We start from the raw sequence: 16,663 nt of genomic DNA on the forward strand, positions 1-16,663 counted from the left end.
AAAGGCGAGCTTGTAATCCTCGGCGAGCGCATGGTGCAGGTCGGGATCGGCGCCGGGCAGCATCGCGCGCATCGCCTCGACCAGGCTGAGCCCGACCACCCGCCGGGTCGCATCGCGGCTCGGCGGGGCGAGCTTGGCGCGATCGAAGCAATCCTCCATCGCGCGGCAGATATTCGCCTGGCTGTCGACCAACGTGCCGTCGCAGTCGAAGAGCGCGAGCCGGTTCATGCGCCCCTTCCCCGGCCGCTCCCGCGGTTGCGGCGTTCGCCCTTGCGCTCCTTGCGCCGCGCTTTGGCGGCCTGGCTCACGGCCTTGCGCTTGCCCTCGGGCGATTCCGAGAAGCGGGGCTCGTCGAGCGGCAGATCGCCCGCGGCCTGATCGAAGCCCAAGGTGGCGAGGCTTTCGGCGAAATGCACCGGCAGCGGCGCGCTGACGTCGATCCGCCCGCCGTCGGGATGGTCGACCCGCAGCCGGCGCGCGTGGAGGTGGAGCTTGCGGCTGACCGCGCCGGTCAGGAACGCCTCCTGCCCGGCATATTTGCCGTCGCCGACGATCGGATGGCCGATCGCCGCCATATGGACGCGCAGCTGGTGCGTGCGGCCAGTATGGGGCTGGAGCTCGACCCAGGCGGCGCGGTTGCCGGCCCGCTCGATCACCCGGTAGCGGGTGCGTGCCTCGAGCCCCTCCTCCTCGTCGACGTGCATCTTCTCGCCGCCGGTGCCCGGCTGCTTGGCGATCGGAAGCTCGATCAGTCCATCGGCGATCGGCGGGACCCCGATCACTAGCGCCCAATAGACCTTGCGCGCGGCGCGGCCGGCGAACGCCTTGGCGAAGAAAGCGGCGGCGCGCGGCGTGCGCGCGACCAGCAATGCGCCGGAGGTATCCTTGTCGAGCCGATGGACGAGCTTCGGCCGCGGCTCGCCCGGCCCGGCCAGCCCGTCGAGCAGGCCGTCGAGATGGACATTGGTCTTGGTGCCGCCCTGGGTCGCGAGGCCGGGCGGTTTGTTGACGACGATCGCCGCCGAATCGCGGTGGATCACCATCTCGTTCACATAATCGATCTGGTCCTGGCTGAGCGACGGCCGCTCGGGCTTCATCCTCTGGCTCTGGGCGGTCGCCGATGCCTCGGCCGGCGGGACGCGGATGACCTGGCCGGCCTCGACCCGGTCGCCGGGGCCCGCGCGCTTGCCGTCGACCCTCAGCTGGCCGGTGCGCGCCCAGCGCGAGACGAGGTTGAAGCTGGCATCGGGCAGGTTGCGCTTGAACCAGCGATCGAGCCGGATGCCGTCGTCGTCGCCCGTGACGGTGAACTGGCGGACCTCGCCGGAGGCGGCGCTCTCGCTCATACCGCCGCCCGCGCCAGCCAGAGGCCGGCAACCAGCATGATCAACGCGCCGAGAACGGACGCGAGCACATAGGCAAAGGCGGCGGCGAGCGCGCCTTGCGCGATCATGTCGTAGGTCTCGAGCGAGAAAGCCGAGAAGGTCGTGAAGCCACCGAGGACGCCGACTGCGAGCAGCAGCCGCAGCGGCTCGTTGCCGCCGCTGCGCGCGAACAGGCCGGCAAGCAGCCCGATCAGCAGCCCGCCGAGCAGGTTGACGATCAACGTCCCCCACGGGAAAGCGGCGCCGACCTGATGCAGCGCGAACCGGCTGAGCTGATAGCGGCAGCCGGCGCCGATAGCGCCGCCGATCATGACGAGGAGGAGATTGGGCATCGCCGGCGATGTAGCGGCCGGCGGCGCGCTTCGCCAGTGGGCGAAAGCTCAGCGATGAACGCCGGGAGGCGATCAGCGGCTGCTTTTATCTTCCGCTGTTGGTGAAAAGCGCGACGTCCGAGCCGGCGCCGCGGGGGGTGACGATCAGATAGAAGGCGCCATCCTCCGCTGCATTGACGCCGCCGAGGACCTGGTCGGCACCGCGCGTCTGCCGCTCCGCGCTGTAGCCGGCGCCGGCGAGACGCCGATCGTACCAGTCGAGCACCGTGGCGGGAGGCTGCTGTGTCGTGAAGGTGACCACACGCATGCTGCAGCCGTTGGCATTGTTCGCCGCAGCGTCGGTCACCCGCCCGCCGGGGAACACCGGGAAGGCGGCCGGCAGCCGGTTCGCCCAGGCCATCGCATAATCGAACTGGGTGCCGCAGCCGCTGCCGATCGCGGCGCCGTCGCGCATCACCGATGCGCTGCGGGCGTCGACCGGATACTGGCCCTGCACCGGCGTGCCGGCGCGGCGGACCGCATTGCGGTTCGACTGCTGGCTGAGCGTCGGATCGACCAATATCTGGTCTTCCAATGCGCTGGTCAGGGCCGGATCGACCTCGTTGCCGACAAGCTGGTTGTCGAGATTGGCCAGTTCGTCGTCCTCGCTGCGGCTGCACGCGGACAGCGACATCGTCGCGACAAGCATGGTTGCGAGCATGGCTCGGGAGACGGGCGACAGGAATTTGCTGATGCGGATCGACATAGAAGCTCCTCGACCGCCTTTATGCCCGACTTTCGAGGCCGATGGGTGAGCGTAAGTGGTTAACGTGGAGCCCGGGGCGCCACTGTCCCAATTTCGGACTGCCAGTAAGCGAAAGCTTCCGCCTGCACCGCAGCGACGAAGCGCGCCGCTTCCGGCCCCTCCCACGGCCCTTGATAACCGCGCTCGCGCGGGCCGCCGCCGGCCCACCAGCCCTGGCCGGGAATGCCATCGCTCTGCCGCACGACCAGCACTGCAAGCTCGGGTTCGCCGCGGGCGCGTCCCTCCTCGTCGACATGGGTGAGGATCGCGCACAGCTGGCGCATCTTCGGCCGCGAGAAGGCGTAGCCGAGCTGCTCGAGCAGCGCGCCGTAGGTCAGCGCCGCGCCTGTGCGCGCGGCGGCGACGAGATGCGCGCGCACCTCTTCAGGATCGGCAAGCGCCATGGCTTCGATTAGACGATCCGCGCGATGGGGCAAATCGCATGAGCCGCAGCTCCCCGGTTATTCGGTGACCGGGATCAATTCGAACACATCGAGCTTCGAATTGCCGCGCGGCCATGGAATCACCAGCCGATAGCGGAACGGCGCGACTCGCTCGACCACGCCGGCCATGTCCCGGTCGTGTCGCTCGCCATAAGCGGCGGGGGCCTGTTCGGCGCCGAACGACAATGTGCCGAGGAAGACCAGCCTTTTCTCGTCGCTGTCGGGATAGAGCCAGCCGGCCGGGCGGTGCGATCCGGTCTGCTTGACGATGGTCAGCAGCGGACCCTCGGCTTCGACATAGCAGAAGAACGGCTTGAACGCCGTGAAGGCGCTGACGCCCCTCCCCTTTGCGCCTTGAGTGCCGAGGCGGATCAGCCGGCACCGATAGGGCCCGGGCGATGGCGCCGGCCGCGGCAGCGCGGCCTCGGGATCGAGCAGCTCGCCCTCGCCGGTGATCGCGCTGCGGAAGCCTTTCGCGCGCGCCTCGCCGAGCGCCCGCGTCCAGGCATCATCGATCCGGCCGATCCTGTCCTCGTCCTCAGGGGTCGCGACCTGGTGCCATTCGGGCTCGGCGATCAGCTCGACCGAAACCGCGCGCACTGGCCTGTCGACCAGAGCCGGGGCGCAGCCGCCGAGCAACGGCAACAGCGCAAGCAGCGCTCGAATCTGGCCTTGCACCCCAAGCATTGCTCTTCCCCACCGCGAAGCCGATCGAACTGATCCTGCCGCGCGGAGGGAAACAAGCTTAACGCCATCTTGTCAGGACGAGCTGTTCGGCAGGCGCGGCAAAGGACAGAAGCGGCATGACAAAGCGGGTGCCGCCACCCTTCCTGCGGACTTTGTCGGCGCGGGCTATCCAGCCCCCCTCATCCCGGCTAGCAATCGTTCATGGACGAACATGCGCGGGCCCGCGCCGGCCTTCTCTTCGGACTTGGCGCCTACCTCTCCTGGGGCGTGCTCCCGCTCTATTTCAAGGCGCTCAGCAACGTCCTCGCCAGCGAGATCGTCGCGCAGCGCCTGCTCTGGTCGCTGATCTTCCTCGCCGCGCTGCTGACCTTGTGGAAACGCTGGTCGTCGCTGAAGGCGATCCTGCTCAATCCCAGGCTGATGGCCGCGCTGGCCACCACCGCCGTCCTGATCGCGATCAACTGGCTGGTCTACATCTGGGCGGTGGTCAACGGCCACGCGCTCGCCGGCAGCCTCGGCTATTATCTCAATCCGCTCGTCAACGTGCTGCTCGGCGTGGTGCTGCTGAGGGAAAAGCTCACCAAGGCGCAGATCGTCGCGATCACTCTCGGCGCGATCGGCGTGCTGGTGCTCGCGACGAGCTCCGGCGCCGTCCAGCATCTGTGGATCAGCCTTTCGGTCGCAATCAGCTTCGGCCTCTACGGCTATGTCCGCAAGATCATCCCGGTCGACGCGATCGAGGGACTGACGGTCGAGACGCTTTTGCTCTCGCCCTTTGCCCTGGCCTATGTCCTCTGGCTGCAGCAGATGGGCGAGAGCGGTTTCGGCCGCGACACGCGGACCGACGTCCTGTTGATCCTCGGCGGCGCGATCACCGCGACGCCGATGCTGTTCTTCGGCGCCGCGGCGCGGCGGCTGCGGCTGACCACGATCGGGCTCCTGCAATATATCTCGCCGTCGCTCCAGTTCCTGATCGCGGTGTTCATCTTCGGCGAGGCACTGACCATTCCGCACCTGATATGTTTCGCCTTCATCTGGACGGCGCTTGCGGTGTTCGCGGTCGACAGCGCGCGTTCCGGCCGCGCCGCGGCCCGCGAACGCGCGGCAGCCCAGGCGTAAGGTCGCTTTCCAACCGCATGGCATCGATCGGCGCCTCGCGCCGCGCCTTCGCCGAACGAAGTTAACGCGCGGCTAGGCATCCCATAACATCCTCTCTTCGCAAACAGCGGCTAGAGCTTGGCCGTTGCCCCGGGGGAGTTTGTGGATGAGCATCGAGACCGCGCACCAGCTTGGCGTCGACCGCTACAACGTCAGGAAGCCTGACCGCGTACGCGTGCTGCTCGCCACCCAGATGCGCGTTGCCGGCCGCCCCGACATCGCGGTCGACGTGCGCAACATCTCGGCGCGCGGCTTCATGGCCGACGCCCCGCTCGGCATGGTGATCGGCAGCGACGTGATGCTCTATCTGCCGGGCATCGGCTGGTCGCTCGCCAGCGTCCGCTGGAGCGTCGGCAACCGCTTTGGCGGTCGCTTCTCCGACTCGATCGACCTGCGCACGTTCTGGCGCGCCAACCCGCCGCGGCTGGTCGCAGCGACGGACGAGATGCGCCGCACCGGTTGATCGGGCGGTAACGGGCCGGATCGGCCCGAGAGGCGCTTGCCGCGCGCGCGCCGAGGCGCGATGATCGCGCCCCCCATCCACTGCCGCGAGCCTCTCATGTCCCGCGATCCCCGGATCGATGCCTATATCGCCGCCGCGGCGGCTTTCGCGCAGCCGATCCTCGTCCATCTGCGCGCCGCGATCCACGCCGCCTGCCCCGCGGCCGAAGAGACGATCAAGTGGAACATGCCGGCCTTCCTCTACAAGGGCGAGCAATTGGTGCTGACCGCGTCGTTCAAGTCCCACGTCGCCCTGGTCTTTCCCAAGGGCGAGCTTGTCACCGGCCAGAGCGGCGGAGGTGGCGGCGAAGATGGCGGCGGCGGTGTCGGATCCCGAGGCGGCGCAATGGGGCAATTCGGCCGGATCCGCTCGATCGACGACCTGCCCGACGACGAGTCGCTGGCCGCACTGATCCACAAGGCGATGGCGCTCACCGACCAAGGCATCAAGCCCGCTCGGCGGCCCCGGCCGCCGCCGGGGACACCGGAGGATTTGCGCGCGGCGCTCGATGCCGATGCCGCTGCCGCCGCCACCTTCGGGCAGTTCACCGCGGCGGCGCGCCGCGACTATGTCGAGTGGATCGTCGAGGCGAAGCGACCCGAGACACGCGCGAGGCGGATCGCGCAGGCCGTGGCGTGGCTCGCCGAGGGCAAGAAGCGCCATTGGAAGCACGGGAGCTAGAGCGGTCAATGCCCACGATCCTGCTGCTGCTCCTTTCGAACGTCTTCATGACCATCGCCTGGTATTGGCATCTGAAAGGCGGGATGGCGAAGCCGATCCTGCTCGTGATCCTGATCAGCTGGGGGATCGCGCTGGTCGAATATTGCTTCGCGGTGCCGGCCAACCGCATCGGCTACGCAGGCGGCTGGAGCGCTGGCCAGCTCAAGATCACACAGGAAGCGATCGCGTTGCTGGTGTTCGGCGGGTTCATGGTCTGGGTGCTCGGCGAGCCGCTCAGTTGGCGCCATGTCGCGGCCTTCGCCTGCATCATGGCCGCGGTCGCCTTCCTATTCGTCGGCCGATGAATCCTCGCGTGCCGATCCTGCTGCTGGCGGGCGTGGCGGCAAGCTGCGGGCGCAGCGATGAACAGCCGTTGCACCCCACGCAGGCATCGAACGCGTCTGCCGTCGAGCGTCGGCCGGCGGGCCCCGCACCGGCTCCCGCATCGGACGTCACACCACGGGAGGTGGCGCCCGAAGCGCCGCCGGATGGGGCCGACGCGCGGGCGGCCGCCGACGTCCTGAAGACCTATTATCGGCTGATCGAGGCGGGCCAATATGAGCAGGCGTGGCGGCTGCGCTGGGAGAGCGATGCCGGCGATGCTTCCGATTTCGCGGCCCATTTCGGCGACTATGCCGAATATCACGCCACCGTCGGCAATCCGAGCGAGGTCCAGGGCGCAGCCGGATCGTCCTACGTCGAGATCCCGGTCCAGCTCTACGGGCAGATGAAGAACGGCGACAGCTTCGGCTCGGCGGGCACGGTCACGCTCCGCCGGGTGAACCGCGTCCCCGGCGCGACCGCCGCCCAGCGCCGCTGGCGCATCTACACCAGCGAATGACCATGGCCGCCATGGCACGCCGGCACCTCTCGACCGTTCGACGGGTTGGTTTTATCGTTGGTCCGGATCGGAGGATATGAAGGTGAGACTTTGCACTTTGGCCGTTTCGGCTGTTTCGGTGCTCGCGCTGGCGCTCGGCGGCTGCGACGGTGGCGGCGGCGGCGGGGGGAGCGAGGGCGGTGCTCCGCCGCAGCAGGTTGCCAAAAGGGTCAAACCCAACCCGTTCCAGGAGAAATTGCTCGCGCTCAACGAGCGCGACCGGATGCTGACGTTGATGCGCGCGGTGCAGGACGATGCCGGGCAATGCCCGCGCATCTCGGGCAGCACCTATCAGCAGGATTATCAGAACATGGCGATGTGGGTCGCGCATTGCTCGAACCGCGACTGGGCAGTCTACATCTCGCCTTCGGGCATCGTCCAGGTGCGCGCCTGCAACGAGGCGAAGCAATTGGGTCTGCCCGAATGCGCCGCCTCGCCGGCTAAGAGCTAGTTTTTTTCCTCGGCGGGCCTGCCGGGCACCGCCTCCTCACTGGCCTCCTCCTCGATTTCGGTGAAGGCATAGCGGCCGCGGATATGGGCGTTGAAATGGCGTCCCTTGATCCGGGCAGTTCGAAAGGCCTCGCCCACCGGCGGCGGCACATCGTGGAAGATGTAGCGCCGGCCGGTGGTGAACAGCACCTCCAGCTCCCGCCGTTCCGGGTGGTAAGCGAGTGCGCGGATGACGGTCGAGGGCATCAGCCCGGCCGGCGCTTGCCGCCCGCCGGGCTCGCCGCCGCTCCGCCGCGCTCAGCGCGACTCGCGCGGGTAGCTGATCCGAGGACCGAGATTGGCGATCACCTGGCGGGCATCGAAGCTTTGCGGATCGTTCGCGCGGCGGCCGCGGAACATGACGATCTCGGCGCTCGCTTCGAAGCTGGTGACGGTGCGCACGTCGACCGAATCGGCCCAGAAGGGATCCGGGCCCCACGGATCCCAGTGGTGCCACCCGTAACCGCCGTAATAGCGCCACGACGGGCCCCAATAACCCCACGGGCCGGGGCCGTAGGGTCCGTAGGAGGAGACGCTGGTGCGCGTCCGCGGATCGGTCGCGCGAGTCACCATCGTGAAGCCGTCATAGCCCGATTGCAGGGTGAGCTCGGATGCCCGGAACAGCAGATAATTCTCGACCTGCTCGCGCGAGGTGAGCGAATTGCCGCGAAACGTGACGCGGAAGCGATTGTCCTCGAGCCGTTGCTCGCTGTAGCCGCCGCTCGCCTGCGCGCCGCGGGTCAGCGGCTGGTAGGGCGTCGGCGTGGCGCAGGCGGACAGCAGCAGCGCCGCGGCGAGCGAGGCTCCTGCAAGAAATCGCGACGCACGCCGTCTTGGCGAGATGGTGTCGGTAAACATGGCACAAATCCTTGAAAGCGTTGAATGTTCAAAGAACGCGCACCCCGCAGCGCCGTTCCGGCTGCGAGAGGCCACGGAACAGACTAGGATGCGCGGCTTTCACGGATCGGACGACTGACGAGCGATCGGCGGGGCGGAGCGGCCGAAGGGAGACTGGCCAAGGAAAAGGGCTAAAGAGAAGGGCCAAAGAGAACGGCCAGAGAGAACGGCCAGAGAGAAGGAGGGTGACATGCGCAAGATGATCCCGACAATGACCCTCGCCGCAACCGCGGCCCTGCTGGCGCTGGCGGCATGCGACCGCGGCGGGTCGCAGGCACAGCAGCCGGCGGCAGCGGCCGCCGACGCGCAGCGCGACACCCAGGCACGCCTGGCTGCGATGGCCGAAGGCGAACGCAACGCCGTCTTCATCCGCGCCATCCGCGACGCCGGCTTCGACTGCCAGCATGTCGACAGCTCGTCCTATCAGGGCAACTCCGCAGGGGCGCCGACCTGGGTCGCGACCTGCGACAAGGCGAGCAATTGGGTGATCCTGATCGGCAGCAACGGCGCTGCCCAGGTGATCAAGGGCAGCGACATCGAGGCCGCCCGCGCCCGAGCTGGCCAAGCCGCTCGCTGACCAAGCCGACCAGTCACCCGAACGTATCGCGCCGGGACGCCGGCGACGTAGCGCTTCGGCCGCAAACTAAAATAGGTTATGGGCGGCGCATGGACAGGCTGTTCACCGCCATCGCCTCGCGCATCGCCGCCTTCGCGGGCCAGCCGGCATCGTTCATCATCGCGCTGTCGGTGATCCTGATCTGGGGGGTGACCGGCCCGCTGTTCGGTTATTCGGACACGTGGCAATTGGTGATCAACACGGCGACCACGATCGTCACCTTCCTGATGGTGTTCCTGATCCAGAACAGCCAGAATCGAGACGCCGCCGCGATCCAGGCGAAGCTCGACGAGCTGATCCGCGCGCTCGAGGGCGCACGGGCCGAATTCGTCGGCATCGAGCATCTTACCGATACTCAGGTCGAGGAAATCAGGCGCAAGCTCGAGGAGGAGGTCGCCGCCGCGCCGCCTGGCCGGCGGCCGACCGAGACCGTGGACCGGCTGCTCAGCCGCCGCTGAGTGCGCATTCTGCACGGGTGCGTCGCCACTGCGCATTTGCTGCAGTGCAACAAAACTCCTAGCAGATCATTATCAGCAGTGCCGCGCGAGCTTCGGGCGATGAGTGGAAGGAGTCCGATGCACCTGCCTTACAGCAACATCCCCACGAGCCGAACGAAGGGGCTCAGGCGCCCGCTCAACGGCGGCGCCAATCCCGATGGAGTTATCCGGCTGTCCGAGCTTGCGCCGGTCAAGCCGAACCCCGGCAATTTGCGCGCGCTTTATTATGTGCCCGAAGGTCTGGAGCCCGGCGCACCGTTGGTCGTGGTGCTGCACGGCTGTACCCAGCATGCGGCCGATTATGACCGCGGGTCAGGCTGGTCGCGGCTCGCGGACCGCCATCGCTTCGCTTTGCTGTTCCCCGAGCAGCAGCGCGAGAACAACGCCCATTTCTGCTTCAACTGGTTCATGGTCGGCGACAGCCAGCGCGGGATGGGCGAGCCCGCTTCGATCGCGGCGATGGTCGCGGCCATGCGCGATGCGCACGGCATCGATCGCGACCGAATGTTCATCACCGGCCTGTCGGCGGGCGGCGCGATGGCCTCGGTGATGCTTGCCACCTATCCGGAATTGTTCGCCGGCGGCGCGATCATCGCGGGCCTGCCGTACGGCTGCGCGAGCGACGTGCGTGAGGCGTTCGACTGCATGGGCGGACGGGCGCGCGCGCCGGCCGAGGAGCTCGCCCGCAACGTCCGCCGCGCATCGCCGCACAAGGGCCCGTGGCCGCGCGTCTCGGTCTGGCAGGGCAGCGCCGACACCACAGTCGCGCCGAGCAACGCCGACGCGATCGTGCTGCAATGGTCGCAGCTCCACGGCCTGCCGCCCGCGCCGAGCCTGACCGAGCAGGTCGAGGGCTATCCGCACCACATCTGGCACGATGCGGCGGGTGCGGCGGTGATCGAGCGCTACGACATCACCGGCATGGCGCACGGCACGCCGCTGATGCCGGGCGAGGGCGAGGGCCAGTCGGGCCAGGCCGGCGCACACATGCTCGACGCGAGGATCAGTTCGACGGACCGCATCGCCGCCTTCTTCGGCCTCATCCCGGCGACGTCCGAAGCGGCCAAGCCGACGCCGGCCGCCGAGCCGAGTCCTTCTCCCGCACAAGGGCCGGCTCCCGCACAAGGGCCGGGCCCGCTAGCCGCCGTGCCGCTCGCTCCGGTAGCGTTCGAGGCGCCCGCTGCTGCAGAGCGGCAGGCGCAGCCCCCCGCTTCCGGCGTTCAGAAGGTGATCGAAGATGCGCTGCGCGCCGCCGGCCTGATGAAATAGGTCCGGCCGCCGCCGCAATTGCGAAGGAAAGTCGGCGCAGCCCCTCGCAAGCGACCCGGCGGGCGCTATGAGGGGTGTCATGTGCAACGAACATCGCCGCCTCGTCGCGCTCGGGCAGATCCCCGGCGATTGGTCGCAGACACGCATTCCGCTGCGCTTTCCCGAGGGCCTCCCCAACCTCGCGCCGCTCGACAGCATCCGCATCAGCGATCCGACCGCGATCATCCGCGCCAGCCGCGACGAGCCCGGCGCGGCCGAGCTCGTCCAGCGGCGCTGGAGCTGGCCGGGGCCGACCGGCAAGCCGGTGTTCAACTATCGTGCCGAAGGCCGTGAATTCCCGAGCGGCCGCTGCCTGATCGTCGCGGACGGCTTCTACGAATATACCGAAGCCGCAGCAGGGCCGGGCCCAGAACTGGGGACAGCGCCCAAGAAGCGCGCGCGCAAGGATCGCTGGCTGTTCACCAAGCCCGACGAGGAGTGGTTCGGCATCGCCGGCCTGTGGCGTAATTCGCCGGTCGGCGAAGCCTGCACGATGCTCACGGTCGATCCCGGGCCCGACATCGCGCCCTATCACAACCGCCAGATCGTGGTCATCGAGCGCGCTGACTGGGGCCGCTGGCTCGATCCCGCCGTTCCCGCCGCCGAAGTGCTGAGGCCCTCGCCGCCCGGCACGTTCGACGTCGCGCTGGCGAACGTCGCCCCGGCAAGCGGCGCCCGGTGAGCGGCGGCGCACCATTGCGCCGGGCCCGCTTGAGGATATGCTAAGCCTGAGCCCCTGCTCTGGATGCGAAGGAAACAATGTGTCTGGCGTCTATGAGATCAATGCTCCGACCGTATTTGGCGAGATCGTCGATAATGAAGCGGTGGTGCTCAACATGACCTCGGGCCATTATTTCAGCATTCCCGGGAGCGGCGCGTTGATCTGGGCCGGAATCGAGCATCAGGTGCCGGTCGAGGACATTGCGGCAGCCTTCGCCACGCGCTTCGATCTTTCGATCGAGGACGCCCGCCGCGACGTCGGCCAGTTCATCGAGCAGCTCCTCGGCCACGATCTGGTGCGGCCATGCACGCGCGAGGATGCGACGAACGGGGGGAATGGGGCTGGACGCTCGCAGCCGGATTGGGGCGATGGCACCGGCGCTTATTCCGCTCCCACGATCGAGCTGTTTTCCGACATGGAGGACATCCTGCTGCTCGATCCGATCCACGATGTCGACGACGCGGGCTGGCCGGTTTCGAACCGCAAGCCGGGCTGACGGCGGCGATGGCGCGGTCGGCAGCCCCGGCGGGGGGCAATGCAGGGGCCAAAGACGCGCAATGGCAGGACCGGATCAGCCTAATCATTCCCTGCTACAATGCCGAGCTCTATATCTCGGAAGCGGTCGCATCCGCTCTGTCGCAATCGCGCGCGCCCGACGAGATCATCGTCATCGACGACGGCTCGACCGATGCAAGCGCTACGATCGTCGAGGCGATGCGCGTGCCGCAGCTGCGCCTCGTCCGCCGCGCCCACCAGGGCGACCCCGCCGGCCGCAATTTCGCACTCGAGATTGCACGCGGAGGTCTGATCGCCTTCCTCGACGCTGACGATCTCTGGCCCGCCGACAGCCTAGCGTTGCGGCTCGAGGCGTTGAACGCGCATCCGGAGAAAGATTATTGCTACGGCGCGGTCGACCAGTTTCCCAGCCCCGATCTCGATCCCAGCCGGCGCATTGCCGACGCGCCCCCGGTGACCGGCAGAATGCTCGGCGCGAGCCTGTTCCGCCGCTCGGTGTTCGACCGGCTCGGCGGCTTCGATCCGAGCATCAATTTCGGCTATGTGATGGAGTGGCTCGCCCGCGCGCAGCAGGCCGGGATCGCCGGCATCGGCATCGACCGGCTCGTCCTCAGGCGGCGTATCCACAACAGCAACAGCGTCTATGACGAAGCGGCGCTACGCGCGCATTATCTGCGCGCCATCCGCTCGACCTTGCGACTGAGACGGTCCGGCCCCGCGTGATGCGCCCCGTGCTTCCCTGGTCCCTTCCCCGGCGATGATCAACGGCGCCGATCTGCCGCCCCAGAGCGAGGCGCAGCAGCGGAGCTTCTTCGAGGCGGTCCTTGCCCGCGCGCTCCGCGCCGAACAAGCCTGCGGCACGCTCGACGTCGACCTAGCGCTGGTCGGCACACGCATCCGCATTCGCTTCGCCGGCGCGATGCTGCGCGGCGCATTGCTGCCCGCGCTTGCGCACCGCGTCGTCCCTGCGGAAGAGGCCGCCGACCTGCTTGTCCCGAGCCTGCTGATCCACGTGTGGGAGAGCGAGACGAGCCGGGTCGCGGCCGCGCCGGCACCTTGCCCGCCGACCTGTTTCACCGGCCGGGGCGACATCTGGACGATGCTGAGCCGCCGCGTCCGCAGCGCTTACGACTTCAACGAGCGCTCGCTCAGCCTGCTCGACACCGCCGCGCAAGTCGGCATCTTCTGGACCCCGGCGGCGGCCCAGCTTTCGCCCCACGTTCGCGGCGCGCCGTTGCGCACTTTGCTCCACTGGTGGCTCGAGCAGCAGGGCGCCCAATTGCTCAAGGCAGCGGCGGTCGGCACCGCCGACGGCGCTATCCTGATCGCTGGCGGGCCTGGTGAAGGGGGTGCGGTCGGCAGCACGACTGCCGCGCTCGCCTCGCTTGGTGACGGCCTCCTCACGGCCGGCGGCGATCATGTCGCGGTTACGCTCGAGCCGGAGCCGACCGCGCAAAGCCTCTACCGCACCATAAGGATCAAAGCGGCGGGTGCGGGCGATCTGGTCTTCGATCCCTCATCCGCGCGCTCGCTCACGCTCAAGGCGGCGATGATCCCTCGATACGGCGATCATCGGGAGACCAGGATCGAGCCCTTGCCGCGAGCGGCGATGCGTGATGCGCTGAGCTTCGGCACGCTCGCGCAGCTTCCTCACGCCGGCCCGCCGACGTTGCACTTCATCGATCGACTGCTCGACCGGCTGCCGTCGTACCGCCTCTCGACCGGTTCCGACCCGCAGCAGCGCGCGGCGCGGCTGGCGGCCTTCCTTGCCGCCCCTCCTGCCCCCGCCCCTCCTGCTCCCGCGCCGGCGCCGGCCGCGCAGCCGCATGCCCGGCCGCTGGTCAGCGTGATCATCCCCGTCCACAACGGCGCCCATTTCCTGGCCGATGCGGTCGGTTCGATCCTCGCCCAGCAGCATCGCCCGCTCGAGCTGATCGTGGTCGACGACGGCTCGACCGATGCGATCGAGGCCGCCGTCGCGGCGCTGCCGGTCGAAGCGCGTCTGCTCAAGCAGCCCAACCTCGGCCCTGCGGCAGCGCGCAACCATGGCCTCCGCCACAGCAATGGGGAGATATTGGCGTTTCTCGACGCCGACGATCTCTGGCCGGAAGGCTCGCTCGGCGCGCGTCTGGCGGCGCTCGCGGCGCCCGAGCTGGCGGTGGCCACCGGCCACGGCCAGCTCGTCGCGCGCGAGCCGGAAAGCGGCGAGTGGCTCTATGTCGGCGACGCCCCCGGCAGCTTTCCCTTCTATATCGGCGCTGCGCTGGTCCGCCGCAGCGCGTTCGAGCAGGTCGGGCCGTTCGACGAAAGCCTGCGCTTCGCCGAAGATACCGACTGGTTCATGCGGGTTCGTGAAAATCGGCTGCGTATCGAGCGGCTCGATGCGATCACGTTGCTCGTGCGCCGCCACGAGGACAATGTGACCTTCGCGCGCGACCCGCGGGAGCTGATGCCGCTCGGCCTGTTCCGGGCGGCGGTCGCTCGCCACCGGGCCTCTCCCGAAGGCGACGTTCTCTCGAATGCAGTCGATCAGCTGACTATTCCGAAATCGCGCAAAACAAGAGCTTCGGCCCAGCCGCTTCACTCAGAGCCGGATTGAGCTTCGACATGGCTTTGGACCCGCGCCCGTTGCGCTCGCGATAGCCGCCGCCGCGCGACCTCGATCAAGGCTTGCCGGACCGCCGCATCGTCGTTGGTAACATTGCTCCCGTGCATTCGGTAGATGAGCGCTTCGCACTCGCACCGGATTGCAATCACGCCCGCCTCGGTCAGCCGGTGGTGCAAGTCGATGTCCTCGCCGATGCGCAGCTCCTCGCAGAAACCGCCCACCGCTCGCACGGCCGCGGTCCGGAACAGGCTCGCGCCGATTTGGGTTGGAAGATGCTGACCATCGAGCCGGGCACCGCGCCCCGGCTGAGTCGCATCTGCCTCCGCCCGCACCCTGATCCGCCCATAGGCTACGCCGGCTGCGGGATTGTCGCGCAACGCTTGCGCCAACTTTTGGTGACGCCCCGGCGGCCAGACATCGTCGTGGTCGAGGAAAGCGAGATATTCGCCGCGCGCGGCCGCGAGGCCAAGGTTGCGGGCGGCCGAAACCCCCTTGGCTTGGGAGGCTATGATGCGAGTTCGCGCGTCGCCGATCGCCGCCGCGAGCGCGGCCGTGCCGTCAGTCGAGCCGTCATCGAGGATCAGCAATTCGTCGCCGCCGCCGAGCTGTGCCAGCACGGACCGGATCGCCTGCTCGATGAACCGCTCGCCGTCGCGTACCGGGATGACCACCGTCAACTCGGGGCGGTTGCCCGCGTCAGGCGTTCCGGTCATTCGAAGTCATAGGCGCGCTCGCCGTGGCTCGAAAGATCGAGCCCGTCATGCTCGGCTTCCGAGTCGACCCGCATCGGCACGATCATCGCCGCGATGCGCGCGATGACGAAGGTCAGCAGTCCCGACCACAGCACCGTCACGCCGACCGCAAGCGCCTGCACCCCAAGCTGGCCGCCGATGCCGCGCGCGTCGGCAACGCCGCTGCCGCCGAGCGCGCTGCTCGCGAACACCGCCAGCAGCAGCGAGCCGATCATCCCGCCGACGCCGTGGATCGCGAACACGTCGAGCGAATCGTCGATCCGCCAGCGCTGCTTGATCGTCAGCACCGCGGCGAAGCAGGCGAGCGAGGCGATCACGCCGAGCGCCACGCCGCCCATCGGCGAGACATAGCCGGCGGCCGGAGTCACCGTCGCAAGCCCGGCGATCGCGCCGGTGACGAGCCCTACCGAGGTCGCCTTGCCGACCTTGATCCGCTCGAGCAGCGACCAGGTCAGCGCCGCGGCCGAAGCGGCGAGATGGGTCGCGATCAAGGCGTCGCCGGCGAGCGCGTTCGCCGCCAGCGCCGAGCCGCCGTTGAAGCCGAACCAGCCGACCCAGAGCATGCCCGCGCCGACCATCGTCATCGCCGGACTGTGCGGTGGGATCATCGTGTTCGGAAAGCCGCGCCGCGGCCCGATCATGATCGCCAGCACCAGCGCCGCGATGCCGGCCGTGGTGTGGACGACGATGCCGCCGGCGAAGTCGAGTGCGCCGCGCGCCGCCAGCCAGCCGCCGCCCCAGATCCAATGGGCGACCGGCACGTAGACGAGCAGCAGCCACGCGCCCGAGAAGATCATCACCCAGCCGAAGCGCACCCGCTCCGGGAAAGCGCCGATGATCAGCGCCGGGGTGATGATCGCGAACATCATCTGGTAGAGCGCGAACACGTTCTCGGGCACGGTCAGCCCGGCGCGCGCGCCTTGCAGGCCGGCGAGGGTCGCGGTGCCGAGGTCGCCGATCCAGCCGCCGCCGCCGGCGGCGCCGGTGCCGAACGCAAGGCCGTAGCCGCCCGCGAACCACAGGATTGAGATCAGCGCCGCGAGCGCGAAGCAATGCATCAGCACCGAGAGGAAGTTCTTGGCGCGCACCAGGCCGCCGTAGAACAAGGCCAGCCCGGGCAAGGTCATGAACAGCACCAACGCCGACGAAAAGATCAGCAAGGCGGTATCGCCGTGATCGATCGGCGGAAGCGCGGGAGTGGCTGCCTGGGCGGCGCCCGCCAATGCGCTCAGCCCCACGAAGGCAAGAAGGCGCGGCAAGCGCCCGAGAAAGTTGCTCATCATCCCCCCCCACCGTCTTATATTTTCTCAGGCTTGCCTCTTCGCTTGGGCTGACGCAAGCCCCCGTCGAAACGGGGTTCTCCGGGGT

Annotated in this window: 23 protein-coding genes; 13 read left to right on the plus strand and 10 right to left on the minus strand. The window is 68.4% G+C overall.

Features of this window, described 5'->3' with window-relative positions:
• From V6M48_RS06330 to V6M48_RS06355, 6 genes are all read right to left on the minus strand, one after another.
• Positions 1-228: HAD hydrolase-like protein (locus V6M48_RS06330; RefSeq protein ID WP_332811686.1), on the minus strand; the 228-nt coding region annotated here is incomplete at its 3' end.
• Positions 225-1,346 carry an RluA family pseudouridine synthase gene (locus V6M48_RS06335; protein ID WP_332811687.1) on the minus strand — a complete coding sequence of 374 codons (1,122 nt, stop codon included), beginning with the start codon at positions 1,344-1,346 and terminating at the stop codon, positions 225-227. The genes V6M48_RS06335 and V6M48_RS06330, both read right to left, overlap by 4 nt.
• Entirely contained in the window at positions 1,343-1,717 is a 375-nt protein-coding gene (gene crcB / locus V6M48_RS06340) for a fluoride efflux transporter CrcB (protein ID WP_332811688.1), read from the minus strand. The genes V6M48_RS06335 and crcB overlap by 4 nt, the downstream gene beginning before the upstream one ends.
• Positions 1,718-1,802: 85 nt before the next feature.
• Positions 1,803-2,462 (minus strand): hypothetical protein, encoded by a 660-nt coding sequence (locus V6M48_RS06345; RefSeq protein ID WP_332811689.1) that lies wholly within the window; start codon positions 2,460-2,462, stop codon positions 1,803-1,805.
• Positions 2,463-2,521: 59 nt separating this feature from the next.
• The gene (locus tag V6M48_RS06350) at positions 2,522-2,905 is read right to left on the minus strand and encodes a ribose-phosphate pyrophosphokinase (RefSeq protein ID WP_332811690.1); all 384 of its coding nucleotides are present in this window, start codon (positions 2,903-2,905) and stop codon (positions 2,522-2,524) included.
• 57 nt (positions 2,906-2,962) lie between these two features.
• On the minus strand, positions 2,963-3,631 hold the full coding sequence (locus tag V6M48_RS06355) for a DUF4893 domain-containing protein (protein ID WP_332811691.1): 669 nt from the start codon (positions 3,629-3,631) through the stop codon (positions 2,963-2,965).
• Positions 3,632-3,832: 201 nt separating this feature from the next.
• On the opposite strand from V6M48_RS06355, the gene rarD reads away from it, so the two are divergent.
• The 6 genes from rarD to V6M48_RS06385 all read left to right on the plus strand — a co-directional run bounded on the left by rarD (position 3,833) and on the right by V6M48_RS06385 (position 7,342).
• Entirely contained in the window at positions 3,833-4,750 is a 918-nt protein-coding gene (gene rarD, locus V6M48_RS06360; RefSeq protein ID WP_332811692.1) for an EamA family transporter RarD, read from the plus strand.
• A 145-nt stretch (positions 4,751-4,895) separates the two neighbouring features.
• Positions 4,896-5,252 carry a hypothetical protein gene (locus tag V6M48_RS06365; protein ID WP_332811693.1) on the plus strand — a complete coding sequence of 119 codons (357 nt, stop codon included), beginning with the start codon at positions 4,896-4,898 and terminating at the stop codon, positions 5,250-5,252.
• Positions 5,253-5,348: 96 nt separating this feature from the next.
• Positions 5,349-5,972 (plus strand): YdeI/OmpD-associated family protein, encoded by a 624-nt coding sequence (locus V6M48_RS06370; RefSeq protein ID WP_332811694.1) that lies wholly within the window; start codon positions 5,349-5,351, stop codon positions 5,970-5,972.
• Between the two features lie 8 nt (positions 5,973-5,980).
• Complete coding sequence (locus tag V6M48_RS06375) at positions 5,981-6,316, plus strand: DMT family protein (protein ID WP_332811695.1); 336 nt, start codon at positions 5,981-5,983, stop codon at positions 6,314-6,316.
• Between the two features lie 8 nt (positions 6,317-6,324).
• The gene (locus V6M48_RS06380; RefSeq protein ID WP_332811696.1) at positions 6,325-6,852 is read left to right on the plus strand and encodes a hypothetical protein; all 528 of its coding nucleotides are present in this window, start codon (positions 6,325-6,327) and stop codon (positions 6,850-6,852) included.
• Positions 6,853-6,928: 76 nt separating this feature from the next.
• On the plus strand, positions 6,929-7,342 hold the full coding sequence (locus V6M48_RS06385) for a hypothetical protein (RefSeq protein ID WP_332811697.1): 414 nt from the start codon (positions 6,929-6,931) through the stop codon (positions 7,340-7,342).
• Here the strand turns inward: V6M48_RS06385 and V6M48_RS06390 are convergent.
• On the minus strand, positions 7,339-7,587 hold the full coding sequence (locus V6M48_RS06390; protein ID WP_332811698.1) for a KTSC domain-containing protein: 249 nt from the start codon (positions 7,585-7,587) through the stop codon (positions 7,339-7,341). The genes V6M48_RS06385 and V6M48_RS06390 overlap by 4 nt on opposite strands.
• Positions 7,588-7,638: 51 nt before the next feature.
• Complete coding sequence (locus V6M48_RS06395) at positions 7,639-8,238, minus strand: CC0125/CC1285 family lipoprotein (protein WP_332811699.1); 600 nt, start codon at positions 8,236-8,238, stop codon at positions 7,639-7,641.
• 229 nt (positions 8,239-8,467) lie between these two features.
• On the opposite strand from V6M48_RS06395, the gene V6M48_RS06400 reads away from it, so the two are divergent.
• The 7 genes from V6M48_RS06400 to V6M48_RS06430 all read left to right on the plus strand — a co-directional run bounded on the left by V6M48_RS06400 (position 8,468) and on the right by V6M48_RS06430 (position 14,534).
• On the plus strand, positions 8,468-8,854 hold the full coding sequence (locus tag V6M48_RS06400; protein WP_332811700.1) for a hypothetical protein: 387 nt from the start codon (positions 8,468-8,470) through the stop codon (positions 8,852-8,854).
• An 89-nt stretch (positions 8,855-8,943) separates the two neighbouring features.
• The gene (locus V6M48_RS06405; protein WP_332811701.1) at positions 8,944-9,351 is read left to right on the plus strand and encodes a low affinity iron permease family protein; all 408 of its coding nucleotides are present in this window, start codon (positions 8,944-8,946) and stop codon (positions 9,349-9,351) included.
• A 117-nt stretch (positions 9,352-9,468) separates the two neighbouring features.
• The gene (locus V6M48_RS06410; RefSeq protein WP_332811702.1) at positions 9,469-10,659 is read left to right on the plus strand and encodes an extracellular catalytic domain type 1 short-chain-length polyhydroxyalkanoate depolymerase; all 1,191 of its coding nucleotides are present in this window, start codon (positions 9,469-9,471) and stop codon (positions 10,657-10,659) included.
• A 79-nt stretch (positions 10,660-10,738) separates the two neighbouring features.
• A complete protein-coding gene (locus tag V6M48_RS06415) occupies positions 10,739-11,380 on the plus strand; it encodes an SOS response-associated peptidase family protein (RefSeq protein ID WP_332811703.1) in 642 nt (213 codons plus the stop codon).
• Between the two features lie 79 nt (positions 11,381-11,459).
• Positions 11,460-11,915: a PqqD family protein gene (locus V6M48_RS06420; protein ID WP_332811704.1), complete on the plus strand. Its 456-nt coding sequence runs from the start codon at positions 11,460-11,462 to the stop codon at positions 11,913-11,915.
• Between the two features lie 8 nt (positions 11,916-11,923).
• Positions 11,924-12,658: a glycosyltransferase family 2 protein gene (locus V6M48_RS06425; RefSeq protein ID WP_332811705.1), complete on the plus strand. Its 735-nt coding sequence runs from the start codon at positions 11,924-11,926 to the stop codon at positions 12,656-12,658.
• Positions 12,659-12,692: 34 nt separating this feature from the next.
• Entirely contained in the window at positions 12,693-14,534 is a 1,842-nt protein-coding gene (locus V6M48_RS06430) for a glycosyltransferase family 2 protein (RefSeq protein ID WP_332811706.1), read from the plus strand.
• On the opposite strand, the gene V6M48_RS06435 is transcribed toward V6M48_RS06430, so the two are convergent.
• Positions 14,516-15,256, minus strand: a complete 741-nt coding sequence (locus tag V6M48_RS06435) for a glycosyltransferase family 2 protein (protein ID WP_332811707.1) — start codon at positions 15,254-15,256, stop codon at positions 14,516-14,518. The genes V6M48_RS06430 and V6M48_RS06435 overlap by 19 nt on opposite strands.
• Positions 15,253-16,575 (minus strand): ammonium transporter, encoded by a 1,323-nt coding sequence (locus V6M48_RS06440; RefSeq protein ID WP_332811708.1) that lies wholly within the window; start codon positions 16,573-16,575, stop codon positions 15,253-15,255. The genes V6M48_RS06435 and V6M48_RS06440 overlap by 4 nt, the downstream gene beginning before the upstream one ends.
• Positions 16,576-16,663: the final 88 nt, after the last annotated feature.

The organism is Sphingomonas sp., from assembly GCF_036677245.1.
In the GTDB taxonomy this organism is placed as follows: domain Bacteria; phylum Pseudomonadota; class Alphaproteobacteria; order Sphingomonadales; family Sphingomonadaceae; genus Allosphingosinicella.